We start from the raw sequence: 23,984 nt of genomic DNA on the forward strand, positions 1-23,984 counted from the left end.
AGCGCTCCCGCTGGGTGTCGGTGTGTGTCGGTGTGTGTTGCTGGGTTTTGCTGTGCGTTGCCCGGTGCAGTTGTATACAGCAGAAGCAGAATGCCCCTCAGCTTGCCTGGCGGCGGCAAGCCACTGCCGGATAGACCAGACTTGCGACGATCGCGCCTGCGATCGGCGCCACCCAGAAGAGCCAGAGTTGGGAGAGCGCTTCGACGCCGCTGACGAGCGCCGGGCCGGTCGAGCGCGCCGGGTTCACGGACGTGTTGGTGACCGGGATCGAGATGAGGTGGATCAGCGTGAGGCACAGGCCGATCGCAATCGGCGCGAAGCCGGCGGGCGCGCGTGGGTCGGTGGCGCCGAGAATCACGAACAGGAAGAAGCCTGTCATCACCGCTTCGCACAGGAAAGCGGCAATCAACGAATACTGGCCGGGCGAGCGCTCGCCATAGCCGTTCGTTCCAAAGCTGTTCGTGGCAAGGTCGAAATCCGGATTGCCGAGGGCGATGAGGTACAGCGTGAACGCGCCGAGCGTGGCGCCGATCACCTGCACCGCGATATACGGGATGAGATCGCGCGCGGGAAAGCGTCCGGCGACCACGAGGCCGATGCTCACCGCCGGATTCAGGTGACAACCGGAAATGTGCCCGATGGCAAAGGCCATGGTGAGTACCGTCAGGCCAAATGCCAGCGCGACGCCCGCAAAACCGATGCCGAGGCCGTGGTTGCCGAAACTGGCGGCGAGCACGGCGCTGCCGCAGCCGCCGAGTACCAGCCAGAATGTGCCGAACAGTTCGGCGGCAAGCCGTTTGGATAAGTGCATCATGTGACACCTCGAATAGATGTTTTGAAAGGGGCTTACAAAACTGAATCGAGTCTGCGAGTGGTCGATTCTAGGCAGTCGATTGATCGGCGGGTGTCAAAGATTGTCAATTCCGATACCTCGGGTCGCATTATTGCGTACTACAGATCCACGGTTTGACTGCGGGCGATCAATGGTTAAATATTGGAAATATTCCGATAAAGCGGTATTAATAGTGATTGCTAATTCTTGTCGTTACGACTAATCTCGGTGCGAGTTGCTTAGCTTTGTAATCAAAGGGGATCGGAATGTCGCAATATTCAGAACTCAAAGCCCAGATCGCCAGGCTCCAGGCACAGGCCGAAGAAGCGCGGCGTACCGAAATCGCGGATGTGATTGCCATGATTCGCGAAAAGATTGTGGAATACGGGCTGAGCGCCCAGGACCTCGGCTTCGTGGCTGCGGCCCGGCGCGGACGCCCGCCGAAGAAGGCGCCGCTGCCTCCGCGCTACCAGGATCCGAAAACCGGCGCGACCTGGAGCGGGCGCGGCAAGCCGCCTAAATGGATTGCGGGAAAAAATCGCGAACGCTTTCTGATGGCCTAAGCCAGTTCAAGCAGGCTTTAGCCAGCTAAAGCCTGCGATTGCCAGCGATTGCCAGGTTAAGCGGCGTGCGCCAGCGAGGTTTAAGCGCGCGCCCGCAACCCGGCTATTGCGCCGGTTGTGCATGCCGCATGCGTGCATGCGAAAAGCGCCGCATGGTTCCATGCGGCGCTTTTTTATGCGAATAAGGTAATGGCGCTAATCGACAGTACGCACACGATTTGGATGACGTATTCGTCGGTTTTATCTCAGTGTTTCATGTCGGATGCCATTCAACCGGCGGCGACACAGCGCAGTGCCTGACGGCCAACGCCTTCGATGAGTGCGGTATACGCGTCGACGTAATTGCGCGCCATGGTATGCGACGTGAAACGGCGGTCGAACTGTGCGCGAATGGCTTTGCGAGAAAGCGATTCGATTTTATCGAGTGCCGCCACTGCGCCTTGCACGTCCTCGACAATAAAGCCGGTCACGCCCGGATCGATCACTTCGGGCACTGATCCGCGATTGAAAGCAATCACAGGCGTACCGCAAGCCATCGCTTCGATCATGACGAGCCCGAACGGCTCGGACCAGTCAATCGGAAATAGCAGCGCTTTCGCGCCGGACAGGAAGGCCGGCTTTTGCGACTCGTCGATTTCACCGATGAATTCGACGTGCGCCTGCGAAAGCAGCGGCTCGATTTCGGCCTTGAAATAGTCCTGATCCACCTTGTCGACCTTGGCCGCGATCTTCAGCGGCAGGCCGCTTTGCGCCGCAATCCGGATCGCGGTGTCCACGCGCTTTTCCGGGCAGATGCGGCCGAGAAACGCCAGATATTGCGGCTCGCGGCCGGTTTGCGGCGTGAGCAGGCCGGCGGGCAGGCCGTGGTAGATCGTGCCCTGCCAGTTGGCCTGCCGGAGCGGCTGGCGCTGCGAATCCGAGATCGAGATCACCGGCGTGTCCGCGAACGTGTTGAACACCGGCTGCAGCTCGGGCAGGTCGAGGCGGCCGTGCAGCGTCGTGACGAACGGCGTGTCGAGCGTCGAAAAAAGCGGAAACGGCAGATAGTCGAGGTGAAAGTGCAGCACGTCGAACTCGTGGGCGACGCGGCGCACGCGCTCGAGCAGCACCATGTGCGGCGCGAGAGCGTCGCGGATCGTCGGATCGAGCCGCAGCGCACGCGGCCAGGCCGGTTCGAGCTTCGCGGCGGTGACCGAATCGCCGCTCGCGAACAGCGTCACGTCGTGGCCCAGGTCGACGAGCGCTTCTGTCAGGTAGGACACGACGCGCTCGGTGCCGCCGTAGAGTTTCGGCGGGACCGCTTCGTAAAGCGGCGCAATCTGTGCGATTCGCATGGGCATGTTCTCCGTGTGCATAGGCCGGGGCGACGCTACGGGTGAAGGCGAAGGCAGCGCGGACGCTGCGGTATCGGGTTATCCCTGAGGCCGATTATGGGGATGTGGCTCACCGATACGAGTCCTTTTGCAATCGCTTAACGTTGTAACAGCGATCTGTTACAGCGGGCGGGTACAGCAGCGCGACGCGATTCGCAATCCCTATGCCAGCCACACGCCAGCCATCCGCCAGCCATCCGCCACGACCGGTCCGCACGGGAGATCGGCAAATTTGAGCTACAGCAAGGAAACGTCCTATAATTCGCACTCCCTGCAGCACACGCCTCGCGCATCACCGATGCAGCGCACATGGGCGCACGCCCGTCTCGCCTTCCCATTCCCCTGTTGTCAGAAAAATTCCTACGCGATTACGCGGCAATGTCTCGCAGATCGTCGCGGCATTCGTCCAATATCCAAAGCTGCACGGCCTCGCCACAATTGCCCGTTCAATTTATATGAGCCGTTCAGCCAGCTTTTACGGAAGTGAACGGGCAAACGTTTTACGTAGGCCTGACCAGCCGAATCGATACGAATCCCGGGGGGGAATCCATGGGCGCGACGAACAACGAGATGCTCAGTGAGATCAAGGACGTGAACCTGTCGTACCTGTTGCTGGCGCAACGCCTGCTGCGCGAGGACAAGCCGGCCGGCATGTTCCGCATGGGCATTTCCGAGCAGGTCGCCGACGTGCTCGCCGGTCTTTCGATGGCGCAAACCGTGCGGCTCGCCGCGTCGAACCAGATGCTCTGCCGCTTCCGGTTCGACGACCACACCATCCTCGGCACGCTCGCCGACAAGGGCAAGTCGGCTCACACTCACTCCGCCATCCTGATGGCGGGCCAGGCGGTCGCCCAGATCGGCTGAGTCTGCCTGTGGCCCGCCGCGCCGCCCGCGAGGGCCTGGCGCGGCGTTTCGCCGCGGCCGGCCTGGCGGCTGGCGTGACGGCTCATTCCCGTATTCATCGGGCCTCTATGGCGACCAAGAGCGTGGTACTCGAGGTCAGGGAGATCGCGCTCGCGATCGAGCTGATCGAACTCGGCGCGCGGCTGCAGGTGCTCGAAGCGGAGACTTCGCTCTCTCGCGACCGCTTGATCCGTCTCTACAAAGAAGTGAAGGGCGAATCGCCGCCCAAGGGCATGCTGCCGTTCTCGACCGACTGGTTCATGACGTGGCAGCCCAACGTCCATTCGTCGCTGTTTCACGGCACGTACCGGTTCATCGTCCGCGAAACGCGCTGTGAGCCGATTCACGCAATCGTGAAAAGTTACCGGCTCTATCTCGAACACATGCGCCTCCAGGAAGAGGCGCCCGTGCTCAGTCTCACGCGCGCGTGGACGCTCGTGCGCTACTTCTCGTCGGGGCTCTTGCAGGCGAGCCCGTGCTGCCGTTGCGGCGGCCGCTTCGTCGCGCATGCGCACGATCCGCAGCGCGGCTACGTCTGCGGACTGTGCCAGCCGCCTTCGCGTGCGGGCCGAACGCGCCGCGTGTCCGGCGCAGGCGCTGCCAATACCACGGGCGCCACGGGCACCACGGGCACCACGGGCAGTGCATCCGGCGCGTCCGGCAAGAACGGCGCAGCGACCTTGAACTGACCGGCGCGGACAGGCGTTTCAGCCCCTGAACGACTGGCGCCGAGACCCGTCCCCGAAATCAGCGGCGGTGTGTCGCTGTCCTGCACTCGGCCAATCCCAAAGTTTTTCCCATCCATGCCGTAAACCAGCTAAGGACGCGGGCCGATGGCGGTACGCGGCACATTCTCTAGTGAGGATCCGGCTGTGCTGATTTTCGTGGGAACACTCGTAACGATCCTGTCCGTCTTCGGCGGCTATGTATTGGAGGGTGGCCATCTTGCGGCCATGATGCAGCCCATGGAGCTGCTCATGATCGGCGGTGCGGGCATCGGCGCTTTCGTCCTCGGCAACGGCATCAAGACGATCAAGTCGACCGTACGCGTCATTCCGGCGCTCTTCAAGGGCTCGAAGTACAACAAGGACGTCTATATGGAGCTGCTCGCGCTGCTCTACGTCCTGCTCGCCAAGGCGCGCAAGGAAGGCACCCTGACCCTCGAAGCGGACATCGACGAGCCGCTGAAAAGCCCGATCTTCACGCAATATCCGCGCGTTCTCGCGGATCCGCACGTGATCGAATTCGTCACCGACTACCTGCGTCTGATGGTCGGCGGCAACATGAATGCTTTCGAAATCGAAAGCCTTATGGACGAGGAAATCGAAACCCACCACGCCGAAGGCGCGGCGCCTGCCAACGCGCTCGCCAAGACGGGCGACGCGATGCCGGCGTTCGGCATCGTCGCCGCGGTGATGGGCGTGGTGCACACGATGGCGTCCGCGGACCGCCCGCCCGCCGTGCTCGGCGAGATGATCGCCCAGGCGCTGGTCGGCACCTTCCTCGGCATTCTGCTTTCGTACGGCCTGATCGGGCCGCTCGCGAGCCTCGCCGAACAGCGCGTGACCGAGTCCACCAAGATGTTCCAGTGCATCAAGGTGACGATCCTCGCGAGCCTGAACGGCTACGCGCCTGCCATCGCCGTGGAATTCGGCCGCAAGGTGCTGTTCTCGACCGAGCGTCCGTCGTTCTCGGAACTCGAAGATCACGTGCGCCGCGTGAAGGCGAAGTAAGGCAGACGGGATGAACGAGCAAGGAAGCGCACGATGAGCAAGGACAAGGATCGCACGATCGTCGTGAAGCGCGTCGCGCCCGCGCGCCACGGCCATCACGGCGGGGCGTGGAAGCTCGCCTATGCGGACTTCATGACCGCGATGATGGCGTTCTTCCTGCTGATGTGGCTGTTGAGCTCGGTGACCACGAAGGAGTTGCGCGGCATTGCCGAATACTTCAACCAGCCGTTGAAGGTTGCGCTCTGGGGCGGCGACCGCAGCGCCGAGGATTCGAGCATCCTCAAGGGCGGCGGCCGCGACATCTCGACCGACAAGCAAGGCGTCATGCGCCAGAGCGAAGGCCAGACGCTGCAATCGGAGCGCACCTCGGTGCGCTTTAACGATGAAGAAGCGTCGAAGCAGCAGCAAGGCTCGCTCGAGCGCCGCGAACAGGAGCGCCTGCACGATCTGCAGGTCAAGCTGATGGCCGCGATCAAGGCGAATCCGGTGCTGCGCCAGTACCGGCAGCAGATCCGCATCGACTCGACGCTCACCGGCCTGCGCATCGAAATCGTCGATACGCAGAAGCGGCCGATGTTCGCGACCGCGCGCGACGTGGTCGAGCCGTACATGCGCGACATCCTGCTCGCGATCGGCAAGACGCTCAACGACGTGCCGAACCGCATCGTTGTCCAGGGCCACACCGACGCCGTGCCGTACGCGGGCGGCGAGAAGGGCTACAGCAACTGGGAGCTTTCGGCGGACCGCGCGAACGCGTCGCGCCGCGAACTGGTGGCGGGCGGCCTCGACGACGGCAAGGTGCTGCGCGTGATCGGCCTCGCTTCCACGCAGAACCTGAACAAGGCCGATCCGCTCGATCCGGAGAACCGGCGCATCAGCATCATCGTGCTCAACAAGAAGTCGGAAGATGCGCTGATGCACGACGACACGACGGCGACGCCGCTGTCCGACGACGCTGCGCGTTCCGGCCAGCCGCTTCTGCCGGGAGTCATGCTTCATCCGGCGGCCGGGCAGGCGGCGCCGGTGCGGATCAAGCCCGCGATGAAGGTCGCCGGGATGCCGGCGCCGACCGTAGGGACAACCGCGGGGACAACCGCGGGGACAACCGCGGGGACAACCGCAGGGACGACCGTGGCGGCAACTGCAGGAACGACTGCGGCGGCAACCGCAGGGACAACGGCAACGACAGCGCCGGGTGCGGCGCAGCCGCCCGCCCGATGAAGCATTCGGGCCTGGGTATAGCGCGAGCGAGAAACCGATGATCAGAAACATTCTGGCGATCGACGATTCGGCATCCATGCGGGAGATCCTGCGGGCGGCGCTCGGCCAGGCGGGCTATGAAGTGACGCTCGCGACGGACGGCGACGAAGGGCTCGAGCACGCGCTCGCGCAGCACTTCGACCTCGTGCTGAGCGACCTGCACATGCCGCGCGTGAGCGGCCTCGAACTGGTCCGCAAGCTGCGCGCGAACCCCTCGTATTTCGAAACGCCGATTCTCATTCTCACGACCGAATCGGATCAGACCTTCAAGACAGCCTTGCGCGATGCCGGTGCGACGGGCTGGCTGGAAAAACCGGTGGATCCGGATCTGCTCCTCGATCTTGCGAGCGCGCTCTGCGAGGCGCAGGCATAAGGCGCATCGCACGAGACAGCGGCAACGGCAACCCCCAACAAGTACATATCGCGGTGAATCAGGCATGACACTCGACATCACTCAGTTCTATCAGACGTTCTTCGATGAAGCTGACGAGCTGCTCGCACAGATGGAGCAGCTGCTGCTGAACCTGAATGTCGCCCAGCCCGATCCCGAGGATCTCGCCGCGATCTTTCGCGCGGCACATTCGATCAAGGGCGGCGCGGCGACGTTCGGCTTCACCGCGCTCACCGAAACGACGCACATTCTCGAATCGCTGCTCGACCGCGCGCGCAACAACGAACTCGTGCTGCGCAAGGACATGATCGACACGTTCCTCGAAACGAAGGACGTGCTCTCGGGCCAGCTCGCCGACTACCGCGCGAGCGCCGAGCCCGATGCGGCGGCGGCTGCCGCCGTGCGCGCGAAGCTCGAACGGCTCTACGCGGAAAGCCGCGGCGCGGCTCCTGCGCCCGCGCCCGCAGCGCCTGCAGCGCCTGCTGCCGCTCCCGCGCCTGCTGCACCTGCCGCTGCGCCTGCCGCACCCGCTGCGGCAGCACCCGCCGCACCGGCTGCATCGGTAAACGGCGCGCCCGAGCACGTCGTCGATGAAGCGATGACCGCAAGCGGCGCAACCGCCACAAGCGGCGGCGGCGCGGAGAACGGCCCGCATCTGCGCATCACCTTGCGCCGTGTCGATGCGAAGGATCAGGAGCTGCTCGCCGAAGAACTCGGCAACCTTGGCCGCGTGGTCGCGCAGGTGAAGACCGGCGACGACATCACGCTCTGGCTCGAAACCGAGGTGTCCTCGGACGACATCATCGCCGTGTGCTGTTTCGTGATCGACGATAGCCAGATCTCGATCGGACGCGGCGCGGCGCCCCAGGGCGAAGCCGCACCGGCTGCCGCTGTCGCACAGCCCGAGGCCGTGGCCGAAGCCGCAGCGCCCGTCGCGGCACCGGCCGCAGCGAGCGCGCCCGCAACGGCGCTGGCTGCGCCCGTGGCGCCTGAAGCACAAGTCGCGCAAGCCGCGCCTGCCGCAGCGCCTGCTCATCCCGCTCATCCCGATCACGAAGCCGCGTCGGCCCAGCCAGGCGCGGCGCATGCCCACGAGGCCGAGCGCAAGCAGCGCCCGGCCGCCGCCGCCGCATCGGCGGAGGGCAGCTCGATTCGCGTGGGCGTCGAGAAAGTCGACCAGCTCATCAACCTCGTCGGCGAACTCGTCATCACCCAGGCGATGCTCGCCGAAACGGCCAATGCGTTCGACCCGGCGCTGCACGACCGGCTCTTCAACGGCATGGCGCAGCTCGAACGCAACGCGCGCGATCTGCAGGAAGCGGTGATGTCGATCCGCATGATGCCGATGGACTACGTGTTCAGCCGCTTCCCGCGTCTCGTGCGCGACCTCGCGGCCAAGCTCGGCAAGGACGTGGAACTCGTGACGTTCGGTCAGGCGACCGAACTCGACAAGAGCCTGATCGAGCGCATCATCGATCCGCTCACGCACCTCGTGCGCAACTCGCTCGACCACGGCATCGAAACGGTGGAAGCGCGCCGCGCCGCGGGCAAGGACGCGACCGGCCAGCTCGTGCTGTCCGCCGCGCATCACGGCGGCAACATCGTGATCGAGGTCAGCGACGACGGCGCGGGCCTGCGCCGCGACAAGATTCTCGCCAAGGCGATCAAGCAGGGCATGTCGGTCAGCGAAACGATGCCGGACGAAGAGGTCTGGAATCTCATCTTCGCGCCGGGCTTCTCGACCGCCGAACAGGTTACCGACGTGTCGGGCCGCGGCGTCGGCATGGACGTCGTGAAGCGCAACATCCAGGCGATGGGCGGTCACGTCGAAATCACGTCGTACGCGGGCAAGGGCACGACGACGCGCATCGTGCTGCCGCTCACGCTGGCGATTCTCGACGGCATGTCGGTCAAGGTCGGCAGCGAGATCTTCATTCTGCCGCTGAACTTCGTGATGGAGTCGCTGCAGCCGCGCCTCGAAGACATCTACACGGTGACGAACGGCGACCGCGTCGTGCGCGTGCGCGGCGAATACCTGCCGCTGGTTGCGCTTCATCAGGTGTTCAACGTGGAAGGCGCGCGCACCGAGCCGACGCAGGGCATCGTGACGATCATGGAAACCGAAGGACGCCGCTTCGCGATGCTGATCGACGAACTCGTCGGCCAGCAGCAGGTGGTGGTGAAGAACCTCGAGACGAATTACCGCAAGGTGCACGGCATTTCCGCGGCGACGATTCTCGGTGACGGCAGCGTCGCGCTGATCGTCGACGTGGCGGCGCTCAATCGCGAAACGCGGTTGAGCCACGGCGCGGGGCAGGCCGCGGGCGCATTCGCCGAATTTGCCTGACCGCTTGCGCTTCAGACTTACTTTCGCAACCCAATTCAAACTGTTCAGGGGCTAACGTGGCAGAAGTCCAACCCATCAATGGCAACGGCGGCAACGGCGGCAACGGCGCAGGCGGAGCCCTCGCACACCGGCGCGACGCGCAGCAGGCCGAAGCAGGCGGTCAGGAATTCCTCGTCTTCACGCTCGGCGCGGAAGAGTACGGCATCGACATCCTCAAGGTGCAGGAGATCCGCGGCTACGACAGCGTGACGCGCATCGCCAATGCGCCCGAATTCATCAAGGGCGTCATCAACCTGCGCGGCATCATCGTCCCGATCGTGGACATGCGCATCAAGTTCCATCTGGGCCGCGTCGAATACGACCACCAGACGGTCGTCATCATCCTGAACGTCGCGCATCGCGTCGTCGGCATGGTCGTGGACGGCGTGTCCGACGTGCTCACGCTGCAGCAGGACCAGATCATGCCAGCGCCGGAATTCGGCGCGACGCTCACCACCGAATTCCTCACGGGCCTCGGCACGGTGGACGGCCGCATGCTGATCCTGATGGACATCGAAAAGCTGATGACGAGCCGCGAAATGGCGCTGATCGAGGCGCTCGCCAGGTAGGCGCGGCGGATCCGTATCGGGGGAGCCCACGATGTGGGCTGGCGCGAAAGAGCAGCAAGCCGCCGAAAAGAGCGGCAAGCTGCCCTTTGTTTGGCGCGCTGCAAACAACGATTTGTGCGACGCTCACTGAACCTTTCGCACAGCACAGGAGCCATTGAGATGCTGCACAAGTGGTCGATTCGCGCGACGCTAACCAGCGTCGGCGCCGTACAGATCCTGCTGACCTTCGTCGTCGGTGCGCTGGGCCTTTTTGCGCTCGGTAGCGCGAGCGACTCGCTCAGCGCGATTGCGCACGGCGACGTCGTCGCGATGCGCTCGCTGAACGACGCCTCGTCGTACCTGCTGCGCGCGCGCATCTCGCTTGAGCGCGCGAGCGCGCTTGCCGTGGCGAACCAGGCCGACGAATCGAAGCAGGCGCTCGATCGCGCCGACGAACTGCTCGCCAAGGGCAACGACGCGTGGAAGGCGTTCCAGGCCGCGCCGAAGAGCGGTATCGACGCCGCTGCGCCCGACACGCTCGCGCAAAAGCGCGCGACGCTGCTGCAAGACGGCGTGCAGCCCGAGCTGGCGGCGCTGCGCGCGAACGATCAGGCCGCTTATCACGCGGTCGCGGACGCGAAGATCAGCCCGATGTTCGTCGATTACGACAATGTTGCCGCGCCGCTTGCCCAGGCCCTGCAGAACGGCGCGCAACAGCGCGAAGCCGCTGCGCGCGAGCGGATCGCGGTCATGCGTACGCTGATCGTCGTCATGTGCGCCGTCGCGCTCGTCGTCGTGCTCGTGATCCGCTTCGCGCTGCGCGGGATCATCGTGCAACCGCTCCAGGACGCCGCGGATTGCTGCGAGCGCATCGCGCAAGGCGATCTCTCGAAGTCCATCGTCGTCGACCGCACGAACGAAATCGGCCGCCTCTTCGTGGGCCTCAAGCGCATGCAGGAGAGCCTTGTCTCGCTCGTGGACGCCGTGAACACGGGCGCGGGTTCGATCGACATCGGCGCGCGCGAAATCGCGATGGGCAACACCGATCTGTCGCAGCGCACCGAGCAGCAGGCGGCCTCGCTGCAGGAAACCGCATCGAGCATGGAGCAGCTCACCGGCACCGTGAAGCAGAACGCCGAAAACGCACGCCAGGCGAGCCAGCTTGCGGTCAACGCGTCGGACATCGCGACGCGCGGCGGCGAAGTGGTCGGCGAAGTGGTTCACACGATGCAGGACATCGCGGCCAGCTCGGCGAAGATCGTCGACATCATCAGCGTGATCGAGGGCATCGCGTTCCAGACCAACATTCTGGCGCTCAACGCGGCGGTCGAGGCCGCCCGTGCGGGTGAGCAGGGCCGCGGCTTCGCGGTGGTCGCGGGCGAGGTGCGCAATCTTGCGCAGCGCAGCGCGAGCGCGGCCAAGGAAATCAAGGAACTGATCAACGATTCCGCGCAGAAGGTGCAAAGCGGCTCGCAGCTCGTGGGCCGCGCGGGCACGACGATGGACGACATCCTCCTCGCCGTGCGGCGCGTCACCGACATCATGGGCGAGATCAGCTCGGCCTCCGAGGAACAGGCGGGCGGCATCGAGCAGGTGAACCGCGCCGTCACGCAGATGGATACGGTCACGCAGCAGAACGCGGCGCTGGTCGAACAGGCAGCGGCAGCGGCGGCCTCGCTCGAAGAGCAGACGCGCAATTTGCAGGCCGTGCTCGGAACCTGGCGCACCGACGCGGCGTCCACGCGCTCGCGCACGGCGGCTGCGCGCTCCGCTGCGGCAACGTCAGCAACGTCCGCAGCGTCGGCAGCTCCTGTCGCCACGCAGGCCGCGCCCGCCGCGAAGCGCGCGGCGGCATCCGCAGCACCCGCAGCACCCGCAGCGTCGCCGAAGCCTGCTGCCGATCTGGTTCTGCTGCGGCCGGCGCCGAAGGGTGCGCCGCGCGTCGAGCCGGTCGTGAGCGCCGCATCAGCGGACGCCGACTGGGAAACGTTCTAGATCCGAAGAGTTACGCAATGCACACGCGTGTCCACGGCTGCGATGAAACGTACCGTGCTGCCGTTGACGAAACGGCCGCACGGCGCGGCTCGCATGGCGCTCTGCAAACCGCCGCGCGCGCGGCCGGCCGTGCGGCCAGATCCGGCGGGAGCGCACGACAATGAGCGATCTGCGTTCAAGGCGGGACGATCGCGCCACGCACGCGAGCGCGAGCGCGGCGCCAGCCGAGGGTAACCGCGATTTCGATTTCACCCCGGCGGACTTCGAGCGTATTCGCGCGCTGATCCATCGCCGCGCGGGCATTTCGCTTTCGGAACACAAGCGCGACATGGCGTACAGCCGTCTTGCGCGGCGCCTGCGCGCGCTCGGGCTCGACAGCTTCCGCGACTATCTCGACCAGCTCGAATCGGGTAACGATGCGCTGGAGTGGGAGGCGTTCACGAATGCGCTCACCACGAACCTCACGGCGTTCTTTCGCGAGGCGCATCACTTTCCGATCCTCGCGGAGTTCGTGAAGCGGCGCACGCAGCCGGTTTCGGTGTGGTGTTCGGCGGCTTCCACGGGCGAAGAGCCGTATTCGATCGCCATGACGCTGATCGAGGCGCTCGGCGAGCGCGCGGCGCGCGACGCGCGCGTGCTCGCGACCGATCTCGACACCCAGGTGCTCGCGAAGGCCAATGCGGGCGTCTATGCCTACGACCAGGTGAAGCACCTTTCGGCGGAGCGTCTGAAGCGCTTCTTCCTGAAGGGCACTGGCGCGCACGACGGATTCGTGAAGGTGCGCCCGGAATTGCGCCAGATGATCCGCTTCGAGCAGCTCAATCTCACCGACGCGGACTACGGTTTGCGGCAGCCCTTCGATGCGATTTTCTGCCGTAACGTGATGATCTACTTCGACAAGCCGACGCAGTCGCGGGTGCTCGCGCGCTTCGAGCCGCTGATGAAGCCGGACGGACTGCTGTTCGCGGGTCATTCGGAAAACTTCACTTACGTCACGCAGGCTTTCCGGCTGCGCGGCCAGACCGTCTACGAGCTGGCGCGGAACAGAGCCGCTGCGGCGACCGCGGCTACCGCCGCCACGTCGGCCGCGCGCCGCGCCGGTGACACGATCGGAACGCCTGCATGAGCACCACGCTGCCGATCGCGACCAATCTCTATTACGACAACCACTTCCACCGCCAGGGCGTGAAGCTGTTGCCGAACGAGTTCTATACGACCGCCGAGGACATGGTGCTCGTGACGGTGCTCGGCTCGTGCGTGGCCGCGTGCATCCAGGATCGCACGGCGGGGATCGGCGGCATGAACCATTTCATGCTGCCCGACGACGGCGCCGACGTCGCGCAGGCCGCCTCCGACGCGATGCGTTACGGCGCCTACGCGATGGAAGTGCTCATCAACGAGCTCATCAAGGCGGGCGGGCGGCGCGAGCGCTTCGAAGCGAAGGTGTTCGGCGGCGCGGCGGTGCTCGCGGGCATGACGACGATAAATATCGGCGACCGCAACGCCGAGTTCGTGCGCCGCTATCTCGCAACCGAACGCATCCGCATCGTTGCCGAGGATCTTCAGGGCCCGCATCCGCGCAAGGTCGCGTTCTTGCCGCGTACGGGCCAGGTGATGGTGAAAAAGCTGCGGCTTGCGCAGGATCCGGGCGTCGCCGAGCGCGAACAGGCGCTCGCGCGGCAAACTCCCGAGGCGCGCGCCGAAAGGCTCGCCCAGGCGCGCGCGCGCGTCGAGCTGTTCGGACTCGCGGGCACCCAGGCCGCAGCCCGCGTGCCGCAGCCGGCCTCACCGCAGCAGGCGGGCACGCGCAGCCGCGTCGAACTCTTCGGCGCGGCGGGCGCGTCGCCGCTGCGGCCACTCAGTCAAAACAACGCCAAGACGGTAGAGGAGGCGTGAACACCGTGCAAAAAATCAAGGTTCTCTGTGTCGACGATTCGGCGCTCATCCGTAGTCTGATGACGGAGATCATCAACGATCAGCCGGACATGATGGTCGTCGCCACCGCACCCGACCCGCTCGTCGCGCGTGAGCTGATCAAGCAGCACAACCCGGACGTTCTCACGCTCGACGTGGAAATGCCGCGCATGGACGGCCTCGACTTTCTCGAAAAGCTCATGCGCCTGCGCCCGATGCCGGTCGTGATGGTGTCGTCGCTGACCGAGCGCGGCAACGAAGTCACGCTGCGCGCCCTCGAACTGGGCGCCGTCGATTTCGTGACCAAGCCGAAGGTCGGCATTCGCGACGGCATGCTCGAATACGCGGAAAAGCTCGCGGACAAGGTGCGCGCCGCCGCGCGCGCACGCGTGCAGGCGCGTCACGCCGCACCGGCCGCGGCCCATGCGGGCGCGCCGGGCGCGCCCCCGGCTGCGACCCACGCGCCGATGATCAACAACCCGCTGCTCAGTACCGAGAAGCTGATCATCATCGGCGCATCGACGGGCGGCACGGAAGCGATCCGCGAAGTGCTCACGCCGCTGCCGCCCGATGCGCCGGCCGTGCTGATCGCGCAGCACATGCCGCCCGGCTTCACGAAGTCGTTCGCGCAGCGCCTGAACGGCCTGTGCCGCATCAGCGTGAAGGAAGCCGAGCACGGCGAGCGCGTGCTGCCGGGCCACGCGTACATCGCGCCGGGCCACGCGCACCTGCTGCTCGCGCGCAGCGGCGCGAACTACATTGCCCATCTCTCCGACGACCCGCCGGTGAACCGGCATCGTCCGTCGGTCGACGTGCTGTTCCGCTCGGCGGCGCAGCACGCGGGCAAGAACGCGATTGGCGTGATCCTCACGGGCATGGGCCGCGACGGCGCTGCGGGCCTGCTCGACATGCGCCGCGCGGGTGCGTACACGTTCGCGCAGGACGAGGCGAGCTGTATCGTGTTCGGCATGCCGCGCGAGGCGATTGCGGCGGGCGCCGCCGACGAAATCGCGCCGCTTTCGGACATGAGCCGCCGCGTGATGGCGCGCCTCGCGCAGATGGGAGACCGCGTACAGCGGGTATGATGCGCGCCTGTATTGCGCGCCGCGTGGCGTGGGCGCGCAACGGTGAAAAACTAATTTGACTGGCCCCGTGGCATGCGAGTCTGGATAATTGCGCGGGGCAAGCCTTGAGGAATGGAACTGCGATGGATAAGGGAATGAAGATTCTGGTGGTGGACGATTTTCCGACGATGCGCCGGATTGTCCGCAACCTGCTGAAGGAACTGGGCTACTCGAACGTCGACGAAGCCGAAGACGGCGCAGCGGGTCTCGCACGCCTGCGCAGCGGCAACTATGAGTTCGTGATCTCCGACTGGAACATGCCGAACCTCGACGGTCTCGCGATGCTCAAGGAGATCCGCGCCGATGCGAACCTCAAGCACCTGCCGGTGCTGATGGTGACGGCGGAATCGAAGAAGGAAAACATCATCGCGGCGGCGCAGGCCGGCGCGAGCGGCTACGTGGTGAAGCCGTTCACGGCGGCGACGCTCGATGAGAAGCTGAACAAGATCCTCGAGAAGATGGCGAAAGCGGGGAGCTGACGTGAACGAGCACATCAGCGCGCAGGCGGGCGAGCTGCCGAACGGGCTGCACAACGAACTACCCAGCGAGCTGCCGAACGAACTACCCAGCGAGCTGCAGGAAGGCGCGGACAGCCTGCCGGGCGATCTGTCCGGGATCGCGGGCGACCGCATCCTCGCACGCATCGGCCACGTGACGCGCACATTGCGGGACTCGATGCGCGAACTCGGCTTCGACAAGCACATCGAACGCGCGGCTGAAGCCGTGCCCGACGCGCGCGAGCGGCTGCGCTACGTCGCCAGCATGACCGAGCAGGCCGCGGAGCGCGTGCTCTCGGCGATCGAGGTCGCCAAGCCGTTGCAGGAGCAGCTAGAACGCGACGCGCGCGCGCTCTCGGAGCGCTGGGCGACGTGGTACGACGCGCCGATCGGCCGCGAGGAAGTGCGCGTGCTGATGGACGAAACGCGCGCGTTCGTCGACGGCGTGCCGCAGGTCACCATCGCGACCAACCAGCAACTGCTGGAGATCATGCTCGCGCAGGACTTCCAGGATCTCACCGGCCAGGTGATCAAGAAGATCATGGAGGTCGTGTACCTGATCGAGCAGCAACTGCTCGGCGTGCTGGTCGAGAACATCGCGCCGGAGCGGCGCGAGCAGTTCGCGGCGACGGCGGCGCAGTTCGTCGAATCGCCGACGGGCAGCCCCGCATCGCTGCTGAACGGCCCGCAGATCAACCCCGAAGGCAAGGCCGACGTCGTGCAGGATCAGGAGCAGGTCGACGATCTGCTCGCCAGCCTCGGCTTCTAGCCCTCCCGCACGGGGCGGCGCGCCAGCAGCGTTCGCTGTCTGGCCGCCTGCTATCCGGCCGACTCGCCGTCCTGTGTCTGGCAGACCGGCCGCCGCCCTTGCCGCAGCCGGACGGCCCGAGCAGGCCCGAGCGCCGGTCCGGCCCATTCCCCGAAATACCCCCGTTTCTCCGGCTTACTCCGGCAATCGGCGCTGGTGCGCCACGGCAATAATTGCTGTCACTGAAAAAGGGCGTGTGCGGCCAGGCGAGGCCGTGCGCCACCGACCGGAGCAAGCGTGGCTGAGGACAGCGACCTCGAAAAAACCGAATCTGCCACTCCCAAGCGCCTCCAGAAGGCGCGGGAGGAGGGGCAGGTTGCGCGTTCGCGGGAGCTGTCGACATTCGCACTGCTCTCGGCGGGCTTCTACGGCACGTGGATGCTCTCGACCGCGATCGGCGGGCATCTGCAGGCCATGCTGCGCGGCGCGTTCACGTTCAGCCACGCGAGCGCGTTCGACACCAGCCGGATGCTGAGCGGCGCGGCCGTGGCCGTGCGCGAGGGGCTCTACGCGACACTGCCGGTGCTCGCGCTCACGGGCGTCGCCGCCCTGCTCGCGCCGATGGCGCTCGGCGGCTGGCTCTTTTCCACCAAATCGCTCGAACCGAAATTCAGCCGCCTGAGCCCGATCGAGGGCCTGGGGCGCATCTTCTCGGTGAACGGCCCGATCCAGCTCGGCATGTCGCTCGCGAAGACGCTCGTGGTCGGCGTGATCGGCACCATGGCGGTCTGGCAGCGGCACGAAGAGATTCTGGGGCTCGCGCTGCAGCCCGCGCCGCGCGCGCTCGCCGACGCGTTTCGCCTCGTCGCCGTCTGCAGCGGCACGACCGTCGCGGGGATGTTCGTGGTCGCCGCGCTCGACGTGCCCTACCAGCTCTGGAGCTACTACCGCAAGCTGCGCATGACGAAGGAAGAGGTCAAGCGCGAGCACCGCGAGAACGAAGGCGATCCGCACGTGAAGGGGCGCATCCGCGCGCAGCAGCGCGCGATGGCGCGCCGCCGGATGATGGCGCAGGTGCCCAAAGCCGACGTGGTGGTGACCAACCCGACGCACTTCGCGGTCGCGCTGCAGTACACGGACGGCGAGATGCGCGCGCCGAAAGTGATTGCCAAGGGCGTGAACCTCGTGGCGGCGCGGATCCGCGAAATCGCCGCGGAGCACAATGTGCCGCTCCTCGAAGCGCCGCCGCTCGCCCGCGCGCTCTATCACAACGTGGAGCTGAACCGCGAGATTCCGGACCCGCTGTACGGCGCGGTCGCACAGGTGCTCGCGTGGGTTTACCAGCTCAAACGTTTTCGCGAGCACGGCGGCGACGTGCCGATGGAGCCAACCGATCTCGATGTGCCGGCCGAACTCGACAAGGGCCCCGTGAGCGACGCCGAGGCCGACGAAGAGGCCAACGACGAGGCCAACGACGAGACGGACGAAGAGGCCCGCGACGCGCCCGGCCCGGGCCAGCCGGCGAACGGCCAGACCAGCAGTGGCGGCGCGACGAAACCGCGCCGCGGCAACGAAGGAGCATCTGAATGAACGCCCGCACCGGTTTTCTCTCGCGCCGCCCGGACGTGCTGCAAGGCACGAACCTGCGCGCGCTCGCGGGGCCGATCCTCATCTGCATGATCCTCGGCATGATGATCCTGCCGTTGCCGCCGTTCCTGCTGGATCTGCTGTTCACGTTCAACATCGCGTTGTCGGTGATGGTGCTGCTCGTCAGCATGTACACGATGAAGCCGCTCGACTTCGCCGCGTTCCCGAGCGTGCTGCTGTTCTCCACGCTGCTGCGGCTGTCGCTGAACGTGGCGTCCACGCGTATCGTGCTGCTCGAAGGCCACACCGGCCCGGACGCGGCGGGCAAGGTGATCGAGTCGTTCGGCCATTTCCTCGTGGGCGGCAATTTTGCCGTCGGTATCGTCGTGTTCGTGATTCTTATGGTCATCAACTTCATGGTGATCACGAAGGGCGCGGGCCGTATCGCCGAAGTGTCCGCGCGCTTCACGCTCGATGCGATGCCCGGCAAGCAGATGGCGATCGACGCCGACCTGAACGCCGGCCTCATCAACGAGGAAGCCGCGCGCAAGCGCCGCGCCGAGATCGCCCAGGAAGCCGAGTTCTACGGTTCGATGGACGGTGCGAGCAAGTTCGTGCGCGGCGACGCGGTTGCGGGCCTGCTCATCATGGTGATCAACATCCTGGGCGGGCTGATTGTCGGCGTCGTGCAGCACGGCATGGAATTCGCGGCGGCGGGCAAGACCTACACGCTGCTCACCATCGGTGACGGCCTCGTCGCGCAGATCCCGTCGCTCGTGATCTCGACGGCCGCGGGCGTGATCGTCTCGCGCGTGGCGACCAACGAGGACATCGGCACCCAGCTCACCGGCCAGCTCTTCACGAACCCGCGCGTGCTGATGATCACCGGCACGATCATGGGCATGATGGGCCTGATTCCGGGCATGCCGCACTTCGCGTTTTTGCTGCTCGGCGGCGGCGCGATCCAGCTTGGCCGCGTGCTGAAGAAGAACGCCGAAGCGAAGAAGGCGAGCGCGGTGATCGCCGACGCCGTGCCGACCGCGATGGCGCCCATCGAGACCACCGAGGCAAGCTGGGACGACGTCGCGCTCATCGATACGCTCGGCCTCGAAGTGGGCTACCGCCTGATTCCGCTCGTCGACAAGAACACCGACGGCGAACTGCTCAAGCGCATCAAGAGCATCCGCAAGAAGTTCGCGCAGGAAATCGGCTATCTGCCGCCGGTCATTCATATCCGCGACAACCTGGAACTGCGCCCGAACGCCTATCGCATCACGCTCAAGGGCGTCGAAGTGGGCTCGGGCGAGGCGTATCCGGGCCAGTGGCTCGCGATCAACCCCGGCCAGGTGAGCGCGGTGCTGCCCGGCACGCCGACCACCGATCCGGCGTTCGGCCTGCCCGCGATCTGGATCGACACGAACATGCGCGAGCAGGCGCAGGTGTTCGGCTACACCGTTGTCGATTCGAGCACGGTGGTCGCGACGCACCTGAACCACCTCGTCGTCATGCACGCCTCCGAGCTGCTCGGACGCCGCGAGGTGCAGGCGCTGGTCGAGCGGGTGCAGAAGGACACGCCCGCGCTGGTCGAGGATCTGGTGCCGAAGCTGCTGCCGGTCACGACGCTGCAGAAAGTGCTGCAGTACCTGCTGGAAGAAGGCGTGCCGATCCGCGACATGCGCACGATCATGGAGTCGCTCGCCGAGCACGCGTCGCGCATCACGGACCCGCACGACCTCACGGCGGCGGTGCGCATCTCGCTGGGCCGCGCGATCACCCAGCAATGGTTCCCGGGCACCGGCGACATGCAGGTCATGGGCCTCGACGCGAACCTCGAACGCGTGCTCTCGCAGACGCTGACGTCCGGGCCGAACCCGGGGCTCGAACCGGGCCTCGCGCATACGCTGCTCACGCATACGGAAAACGCGATGGCGCGCCAGCAGGGCATGGGCCTCGCGCCGGTGCTGCTCGTGCAGCACGCGCTGCGGCCGATGCTCTCGCGCTTCCTGCGCCGCAGCCTGCCGCAGTTGAAGGTGCTCTCGTATGCCGAGGTGCCCGATACGCGCAACGTGAAGGTCGTGAATGTGATCGGGGCTTGATCGTGGGCGCTGCGGGTGGAACCGCACGGAGCGAAACGGGCCGCTTCGGTCGGCAATGATTCAACACGATGCCGCTTCCGATGGAGGCGGCATTTTTTCATCGAGGCGCAGTACGGAAGCCTGGGTCAGCGTAAAATAGGTCGAAATTTAGCCCTATTTTGGGATCGCACATGGAACATATCCACAGCCTGCTGACGGTCAGCATCTCGGAGTTCAAGCAAAACCCCGGGAAGGTGGTCGAAGAAGCCCAGGGCCAGCCGGTCGCCGTGCTCAACCATAACCGGCCTGCCTTTTACACGGTCTCGCCGGAACTGATGGCTCAAATGGCCGAACTGTATGACGAGCGCCAGCTTTCGACGCTGGTGGAGTCGCGCCTGAAGTCGGTAGGCCGCGCGGTCAAAGTCAACCTTGACGACCTCTGATGGCGCACGACCTGCGGTTCGTGCCCGAGGCGCTCAAGGACTGGGCGGAACTCGACGGTTCGGTCAAGGCGCAATTCAAGACGGCTCTGAAAAAGCGGCTGGAGATACCGCGCGTGCCGGGCGCTGAACTGCGGGCTCCGCTCGTCGATTGCTACAAAATCAAGCTGCGCGGCGTCGGTTACCGGCTGGTCTATCTCGTTCGTGACGAAGCAAATCCGCCGGACATTGTCGTGCTCGTGGTCGGCCGCCGCGATGGCGGCATCTACGAAGCTGCGGCTGCCGCCTGGGAGGAAGGGCTGCGCCTTTCCTGAATCGCCCGCCAGACCTGGGACGTTACGCCGCGGCGCGTAACTGCTCTCCGCGCCGTGCGCGCCGTGAAGCGCGCGTCCCCCCACGCCGCCCGCCGGACTCCCGCCCTCCCGGCCACCCTGGCGGCATCCCGCCATTGCCCGAATTGCCCGTGTTTCCCCGTTTTGATCCACCGATCATGGCGCGGCTGCCTTCGAAATAATTCAATCATCGGAAAAAGTCCCAGTGCGGCGCCACGGCAACGTTGGTGCGCTGGAACAGCAGCACATGACGGCGGCGTGCGTGCCGCTCACCTCATCGGGGGTTCAGCTTGAACATTCGGAAATTCATCGGCGGCAACAGCCGCGACGCGTTGCGACTCGTGCGCGAAGCGCTCGGCGCAGACGCGGTCGTGCTGTCGAATCGCACCCTCGATGACGGCACGGTTGAAATCGTCGCGCTGGCGGATCGCGATCTCGCGGCGATCACGCCCGCCGATGCTTCCGCAGCAGCTTCCGCCGCCGCTTCTGCCGCATCAGGCGCGCCGAGGTCCGCGCGCACGGCGGGCGGCGCCAACCCCTACGCGAGCGGCATGCCCGATGTGTTCTCGTCGGTATTCGGCGCGAGCCCGGAAGTCGGTGCCCAGCAGGGCGCGGCGCTTGCCTTCTCCGACATGGCGCGCGCCGCGGACGATTCGGGCGATGCCGACGGCAACGCCGACGCCGACGTTTCCGTCGCGCTAGATTCGGTGCGGCCGAACGCGGCACGCAACGCGTCCGCGCCGGGTAACGGTGGTGGAAACGTCGGTGGAAACGGTGGTGCAAACAGCGGTGCAAACAGGAACGCGAAAACCCCCGTCCGCAAGCCGATGAACAGCGCCACGCAGTCGGCGATGCTGCCGCCGCTCACGCCGCGCCACGCGTCGAATCCGCTTGCGCCGCACGAAGCCGCCGCGATGCTCGAACAGGCGGCCACGCACGCGTACGGCGATGCGCTCACCGGCGAGCGCCATCCGACGATGGCCGAATCGAACCCCTGGCTCATCGACCACGCGCGCCGTATCGCGAGCCAGCAGGAAGCCGCGCGCGCCGCGGGCCTTTCGCCGTCGGCGGCGACGGCCAAAGGCCTCGGCATGCCCGCCGATCCCGTGCTGCCGCCCGATGTCGACGCCACGACGCCCGGCTGGGCGCGCGAAGCCGCCGACGTCGCCGCGCGCCGCGCCGCGCAGCGTCTTGGCTACGGCCCCGAAGCGGCCGGCCCGGCGGCCGACGCGGGCAACGCGGGCAACGCCGCACCGCAACCCGCACATACCGTGAGCGAAGCGATTCGCTCGCGCATCGAGCAGGTGGTCAACGAGACCGTGATGAGCGAGCTCGCGTCGATCCGCGGGATGATGGAAGAGCAGTTCGCGGGCCTCGTGTGGGGCGAGCGCCAGCGCCGCAGCCCGCTGCAGGGCGTGCTCACGAAGCAGATGTTCGCCGCCGGTTTCTCGGCGCAGCTCGTGAAGATGGTGATCGACCGCCTGCCCGCCGTCGAAACCGAAGCGGCCGGCATGGAGTGGATCCAGTCGGTGCTCGAATCGAACCTGCCGGTCCTCGAAAACGAAGAGGCGCTCATGGAGCGCGGCGGCGTGTTCGCGCTGATGGGCCCGACGGGCGTCGGCAAGACGACCACGACCGCCAAGGTCGCGGCGCGCTGCGTGATGCGTTTCGGCGCGAGCCGCGTGGCGCTCCTCACGACCGACAGCTACCGGATCGGCGGCCACGAGCAACTGCGCATTTTCGGCAAGATCCTCGGCGTTTCGGTGCACGCGGTGCGCGACGGCGCGGATCTGCACCTCGCGCTGAACGAACTGAAGAACAAGCACATCGTGCTGATCGACACGATCGGCATGAGCCAGCGCGACCGCGCCGTGGCCGACCAGATCGCCATGCTGTGCGGCGCGGGCCGTCCGGTGCAGCGCCTCTTGCTGCTTTCGGCGACCAACCACGGCGACACGCTCAACGAAGTCGTGCAGGCCTACCAGAGCGAGCCCGACCGGGCGCCGCTCACGGGCTGCATCCTCACGAAGCTCGACGAGGCGACCAACCTGGGCGGCGCGCTCGATACGGTGCTGCGCTACAAGCTGCCGGTGCATTACGTTTCGACGGGCCAGAAAGTGCCCGAGAACCTTTATGTGGCCACGCGCCGCTTCCTGATCCGCAGTGCATTCTGCGTGCCGCGCGAGCATTCGCCGTTCGTTCCGCACGAGGACGACATCCCGGCGCTGCTCTCGGCGCTGTCGATACGCACGGGGTCGCAGGCACCCGAGGTCCGGTTTGGATAAGTTCGCCGTTGACCAGGCCGAAGGGCTGCGGCGGCTGCTCGCGCGCGAGGGTTCGCGCGTGATCGCCGTGACGGGCGGCCCTGGCGCGGCGGGTCGCACGACCACCGTGGTCAATCTCGCCGCCGCGCTCACCGCGCTCGGCAAAGACGTGCTCGTGATCGACGAATGCCTCGGCCCGCAGTCGGTGTGCGCGACGCTCGGCGCCGTGCGCGGCACGGGCAAGTTCGCCGCGTTCATGCGCGGCGAGACGTCGCTCGCCGAGGCCGTGGGGCACCATGCGCTCGGCTTCGGCGTGCTGGTGGCCTCGCGCGAAAACCGCGCGCATTACACCGCCGCGCAGTTGCGCGAACTGGTGGCCGGGCCCGCCGACTTCGTGCTGATCGACGCCGAGCTGGACGCCGATGGCGCCTTGTCGCCGCTCGCCATGCACGCGCATGACGTGCTGATCGTGATGCGCCTCGCCGCGCAGTCGATCACCGATACCTACGCGTGCCTGAAGCGCCTGCATTTCGCGCATGCGATCAGGCAGTTCCGCGTGCTGGCGACGCACGTATCGAGCGCAGCCGACGCCGAGGCCGTACTCGAAAACCTCGCAGGCGTCGCGAGCCGCTACCTGAACGTCTCGCTGGAAGTCGCGGGCCCCATTACCGCCGAGCCGCACATGCATCGCGCGGTGCAGCTCGAGCGCTGCATCGTCGACGCCTTTCCGTCGACGGCCGCCGCGCGCGACTACCGCCGCCTTGCCGCCGAACTGCAGAACTGGCCGATGCGCCCCGCGCTGTCGTCGCACGCGCAGTTGTCGGGCGCGTCGGGCGAACCGGGCGAGCCGCGCCTCGCGCGCGCAGTGGACGACGACGCATTCGATTCCGCCGTTGCAGGTGTTTCATCCGAGCGCGCGCCGGCCCAGCAGGGCTGGCGGGCCGACCCGCCCGCGCCGCGGCCCTCGACGCAGCACGCGTGACGCGGGCGCCGAGAGACCTTGCAAGGGATACGAGAAG

The 23,984-nt window shown here is 66.2% G+C and carries 21 protein-coding genes and 1 pseudogene; 20 read left to right on the top strand and 2 right to left on the bottom strand.

Annotated elements, in window-relative coordinates; genetic code table 11:
* Nucleotides 1–97 precede the first annotated feature (97 nt).
* A complete protein-coding gene (gene aqpZ / locus EPN59_RS16020; protein WP_293034334.1) occupies nucleotides 98–811 on the bottom strand; it encodes an aquaporin Z in 714 nt (237 codons plus the stop codon).
* A 287-nt stretch (nucleotides 812–1,098) separates the two neighbouring features.
* Between aqpZ and EPN59_RS16025 the strand changes: the two genes are divergently transcribed.
* Complete coding sequence (locus EPN59_RS16025; RefSeq protein WP_293034286.1) at nucleotides 1,099–1,395, top strand: H-NS histone family protein; 297 nt, start codon at nucleotides 1,099–1,101, stop codon at nucleotides 1,393–1,395.
* Between the two features lie 269 nt (nucleotides 1,396–1,664).
* Here the strand turns inward: EPN59_RS16025 and EPN59_RS16030 are convergent, their stop codons facing one another.
* Complete coding sequence (locus tag EPN59_RS16030; RefSeq protein WP_293034285.1) at nucleotides 1,665–2,729, bottom strand: glycosyltransferase family 4 protein; 1,065 nt, start codon at nucleotides 2,727–2,729, stop codon at nucleotides 1,665–1,667.
* 588 nt (nucleotides 2,730–3,317) lie between these two features.
* Here EPN59_RS16030 and flhD point away from each other — a divergent pair.
* From flhD to EPN59_RS16125, 19 genes and pseudogenes are all read left to right on the top strand, one after another.
* Entirely contained in the window at nucleotides 3,318–3,632 is a 315-nt protein-coding gene (gene flhD, locus EPN59_RS16035; protein ID WP_293034284.1) for a flagellar transcriptional regulator FlhD, read from the top strand.
* A gap of 107 nt (nucleotides 3,633–3,739) precedes the next feature.
* Nucleotides 3,740–4,360, top strand: a complete 621-nt coding sequence (gene flhC, locus EPN59_RS16040; RefSeq protein WP_293034283.1) for a flagellar transcriptional regulator FlhC — start codon at nucleotides 3,740–3,742, stop codon at nucleotides 4,358–4,360.
* 183 nt (nucleotides 4,361–4,543) lie between these two features.
* Nucleotides 4,544–5,404, top strand: a complete 861-nt coding sequence (gene motA, locus EPN59_RS16045) for a flagellar motor stator protein MotA (RefSeq protein WP_293034282.1) — start codon at nucleotides 4,544–4,546, stop codon at nucleotides 5,402–5,404.
* A 33-nt stretch (nucleotides 5,405–5,437) separates the two neighbouring features.
* Nucleotides 5,438–6,385: pseudogene (motB, locus tag EPN59_RS16050) on the top strand (flagellar motor protein MotB); the annotation flags it as partial.
* Nucleotides 6,386–6,662: 277 nt separating this feature from the next.
* Nucleotides 6,663–7,037, top strand: a complete 375-nt coding sequence (locus EPN59_RS16055) for a response regulator (protein ID WP_293034281.1) — start codon at nucleotides 6,663–6,665, stop codon at nucleotides 7,035–7,037.
* Nucleotides 7,038–7,101: 64 nt separating this feature from the next.
* Nucleotides 7,102–9,402 (top strand): chemotaxis protein CheA, encoded by a 2,301-nt coding sequence (gene cheA / locus EPN59_RS16060; protein WP_293046366.1) that lies wholly within the window; start codon nucleotides 7,102–7,104, stop codon nucleotides 9,400–9,402.
* Nucleotides 9,403–9,476: 74 nt separating this feature from the next.
* Nucleotides 9,477–10,010 carry a chemotaxis protein CheW gene (gene cheW, locus EPN59_RS16065; RefSeq protein ID WP_293035499.1) on the top strand — a complete coding sequence of 178 codons (534 nt, stop codon included), beginning with the start codon at nucleotides 9,477–9,479 and terminating at the stop codon, nucleotides 10,008–10,010.
* A gap of 159 nt (nucleotides 10,011–10,169) precedes the next feature.
* Entirely contained in the window at nucleotides 10,170–11,984 is a 1,815-nt protein-coding gene (locus tag EPN59_RS16070) for a methyl-accepting chemotaxis protein (RefSeq protein WP_293035446.1), read from the top strand.
* Nucleotides 11,985–12,144: 160 nt separating this feature from the next.
* Nucleotides 12,145–13,110 (top strand): CheR family methyltransferase, encoded by a 966-nt coding sequence (locus tag EPN59_RS16075; RefSeq protein WP_293035448.1) that lies wholly within the window; start codon nucleotides 12,145–12,147, stop codon nucleotides 13,108–13,110.
* Nucleotides 13,107–13,880: a chemoreceptor glutamine deamidase CheD gene (gene cheD, locus EPN59_RS16080; protein WP_293035450.1), complete on the top strand. Its 774-nt coding sequence runs from the start codon at nucleotides 13,107–13,109 to the stop codon at nucleotides 13,878–13,880. Before EPN59_RS16075 ends, cheD begins: the two co-directional genes overlap by 4 nt.
* Nucleotides 13,881–13,885: 5 nt before the next feature.
* Nucleotides 13,886–14,983, top strand: coding sequence for a chemotaxis response regulator protein-glutamate methylesterase (locus tag EPN59_RS16085; protein ID WP_293035451.1), 1,098 nt, complete (start codon nucleotides 13,886–13,888; stop codon nucleotides 14,981–14,983).
* Nucleotides 14,984–15,105: 122 nt separating this feature from the next.
* Nucleotides 15,106–15,501, top strand: a complete 396-nt coding sequence (cheY, locus tag EPN59_RS16090) for a chemotaxis response regulator CheY (RefSeq protein WP_293035452.1) — start codon at nucleotides 15,106–15,108, stop codon at nucleotides 15,499–15,501.
* A gap of 94 nt (nucleotides 15,502–15,595) precedes the next feature.
* Nucleotides 15,596–16,288 (top strand): protein phosphatase CheZ, encoded by a 693-nt coding sequence (cheZ, locus tag EPN59_RS16095; protein ID WP_293035500.1) that lies wholly within the window; start codon nucleotides 15,596–15,598, stop codon nucleotides 16,286–16,288.
* Between the two features lie 276 nt (nucleotides 16,289–16,564).
* On the top strand, nucleotides 16,565–17,857 hold the full coding sequence (gene flhB, locus EPN59_RS16100; protein WP_293035453.1) for a flagellar biosynthesis protein FlhB: 1,293 nt from the start codon (nucleotides 16,565–16,567) through the stop codon (nucleotides 17,855–17,857).
* Nucleotides 17,854–19,950: a flagellar biosynthesis protein FlhA gene (flhA, locus tag EPN59_RS16105; protein WP_293035454.1), complete on the top strand. Its 2,097-nt coding sequence runs from the start codon at nucleotides 17,854–17,856 to the stop codon at nucleotides 19,948–19,950. Before flhB ends, flhA begins: the two co-directional genes overlap by 4 nt.
* Before the next feature lie 170 nt (nucleotides 19,951–20,120).
* Complete coding sequence (locus tag EPN59_RS16110) at nucleotides 20,121–20,372, top strand: type II toxin-antitoxin system prevent-host-death family antitoxin (RefSeq protein WP_293035456.1); 252 nt, start codon at nucleotides 20,121–20,123, stop codon at nucleotides 20,370–20,372.
* A complete protein-coding gene (locus EPN59_RS16115; protein ID WP_293035458.1) occupies nucleotides 20,372–20,683 on the top strand; it encodes a type II toxin-antitoxin system RelE/ParE family toxin in 312 nt (103 codons plus the stop codon). Before EPN59_RS16110 ends, EPN59_RS16115 begins: the two co-directional genes overlap by 1 nt.
* Nucleotides 20,684–20,991: 308 nt before the next feature.
* Nucleotides 20,992–22,986, top strand: coding sequence for a flagellar biosynthesis protein FlhF (flhF, locus tag EPN59_RS16120; RefSeq protein ID WP_293035460.1), 1,995 nt, complete (start codon nucleotides 20,992–20,994; stop codon nucleotides 22,984–22,986).
* Entirely contained in the window at nucleotides 22,979–23,947 is a 969-nt protein-coding gene (locus tag EPN59_RS16125; protein WP_293035462.1) for an AAA family ATPase, read from the top strand. Before flhF ends, EPN59_RS16125 begins: the two co-directional genes overlap by 8 nt.
* The last annotated feature ends 37 nt before the right edge of the window (nucleotides 23,948–23,984 follow it).

Source organism: Paraburkholderia sp. (genome assembly GCF_004298475.1).
Taxonomy (GTDB): Bacteria; Pseudomonadota; Gammaproteobacteria; order Burkholderiales; family Burkholderiaceae; genus Paraburkholderia; species Paraburkholderia denitrificans.

Bases quoted from the DNA above. Each gene is read 5' to 3' on its own strand.
- flhD (WP_293034284.1), top strand. From the start codon at position 3,318: ATGGGCGCGACGAACAACGAGATGCTCAGTGAGATCAAGGACGTGAAC.
- EPN59_RS16110 (WP_293035456.1), top strand. From the start codon at position 20,121: ATGGAACATATCCACAGCCTGCTGACGGTCAGCATCTCGGAGTTCAAG.
- cheA (WP_293046366.1), top strand. From the start codon at position 7,102: ATGACACTCGACATCACTCAGTTCTATCAGACGTTCTTCGATGAAGCT.
- cheD (WP_293035450.1), top strand. From the start codon at position 13,107: ATGAGCACCACGCTGCCGATCGCGACCAATCTCTATTACGACAACCAC.
- EPN59_RS16070 (WP_293035446.1), top strand. From the start codon at position 10,170: ATGCTGCACAAGTGGTCGATTCGCGCGACGCTAACCAGCGTCGGCGCC.
- EPN59_RS16030 (WP_293034285.1), bottom strand. From the start codon at position 2,729: ATGCGAATCGCACAGATTGCGCCGCTTTACGAAGCGGTCCCGCCGAAA.
- aqpZ (WP_293034334.1), bottom strand. From the start codon at position 811: ATGCACTTATCCAAACGGCTTGCCGCCGAACTGTTCGGCACATTCTGG.
- EPN59_RS16025 (WP_293034286.1), top strand. From the start codon at position 1,099: ATGTCGCAATATTCAGAACTCAAAGCCCAGATCGCCAGGCTCCAGGCA.
- EPN59_RS16115 (WP_293035458.1), top strand. From the start codon at position 20,372: ATGGCGCACGACCTGCGGTTCGTGCCCGAGGCGCTCAAGGACTGGGCG.
- cheY (WP_293035452.1), top strand. From the start codon at position 15,106: ATGGATAAGGGAATGAAGATTCTGGTGGTGGACGATTTTCCGACGATG.
- flhC (WP_293034283.1), top strand. From the start codon at position 3,740: ATGGCGACCAAGAGCGTGGTACTCGAGGTCAGGGAGATCGCGCTCGCG.
- EPN59_RS16055 (WP_293034281.1), top strand. From the start codon at position 6,663: ATGATCAGAAACATTCTGGCGATCGACGATTCGGCATCCATGCGGGAG.
- flhA (WP_293035454.1), top strand. From the start codon at position 17,854: ATGAACGCCCGCACCGGTTTTCTCTCGCGCCGCCCGGACGTGCTGCAA.
- EPN59_RS16075 (WP_293035448.1), top strand. From the start codon at position 12,145: ATGAGCGATCTGCGTTCAAGGCGGGACGATCGCGCCACGCACGCGAGC.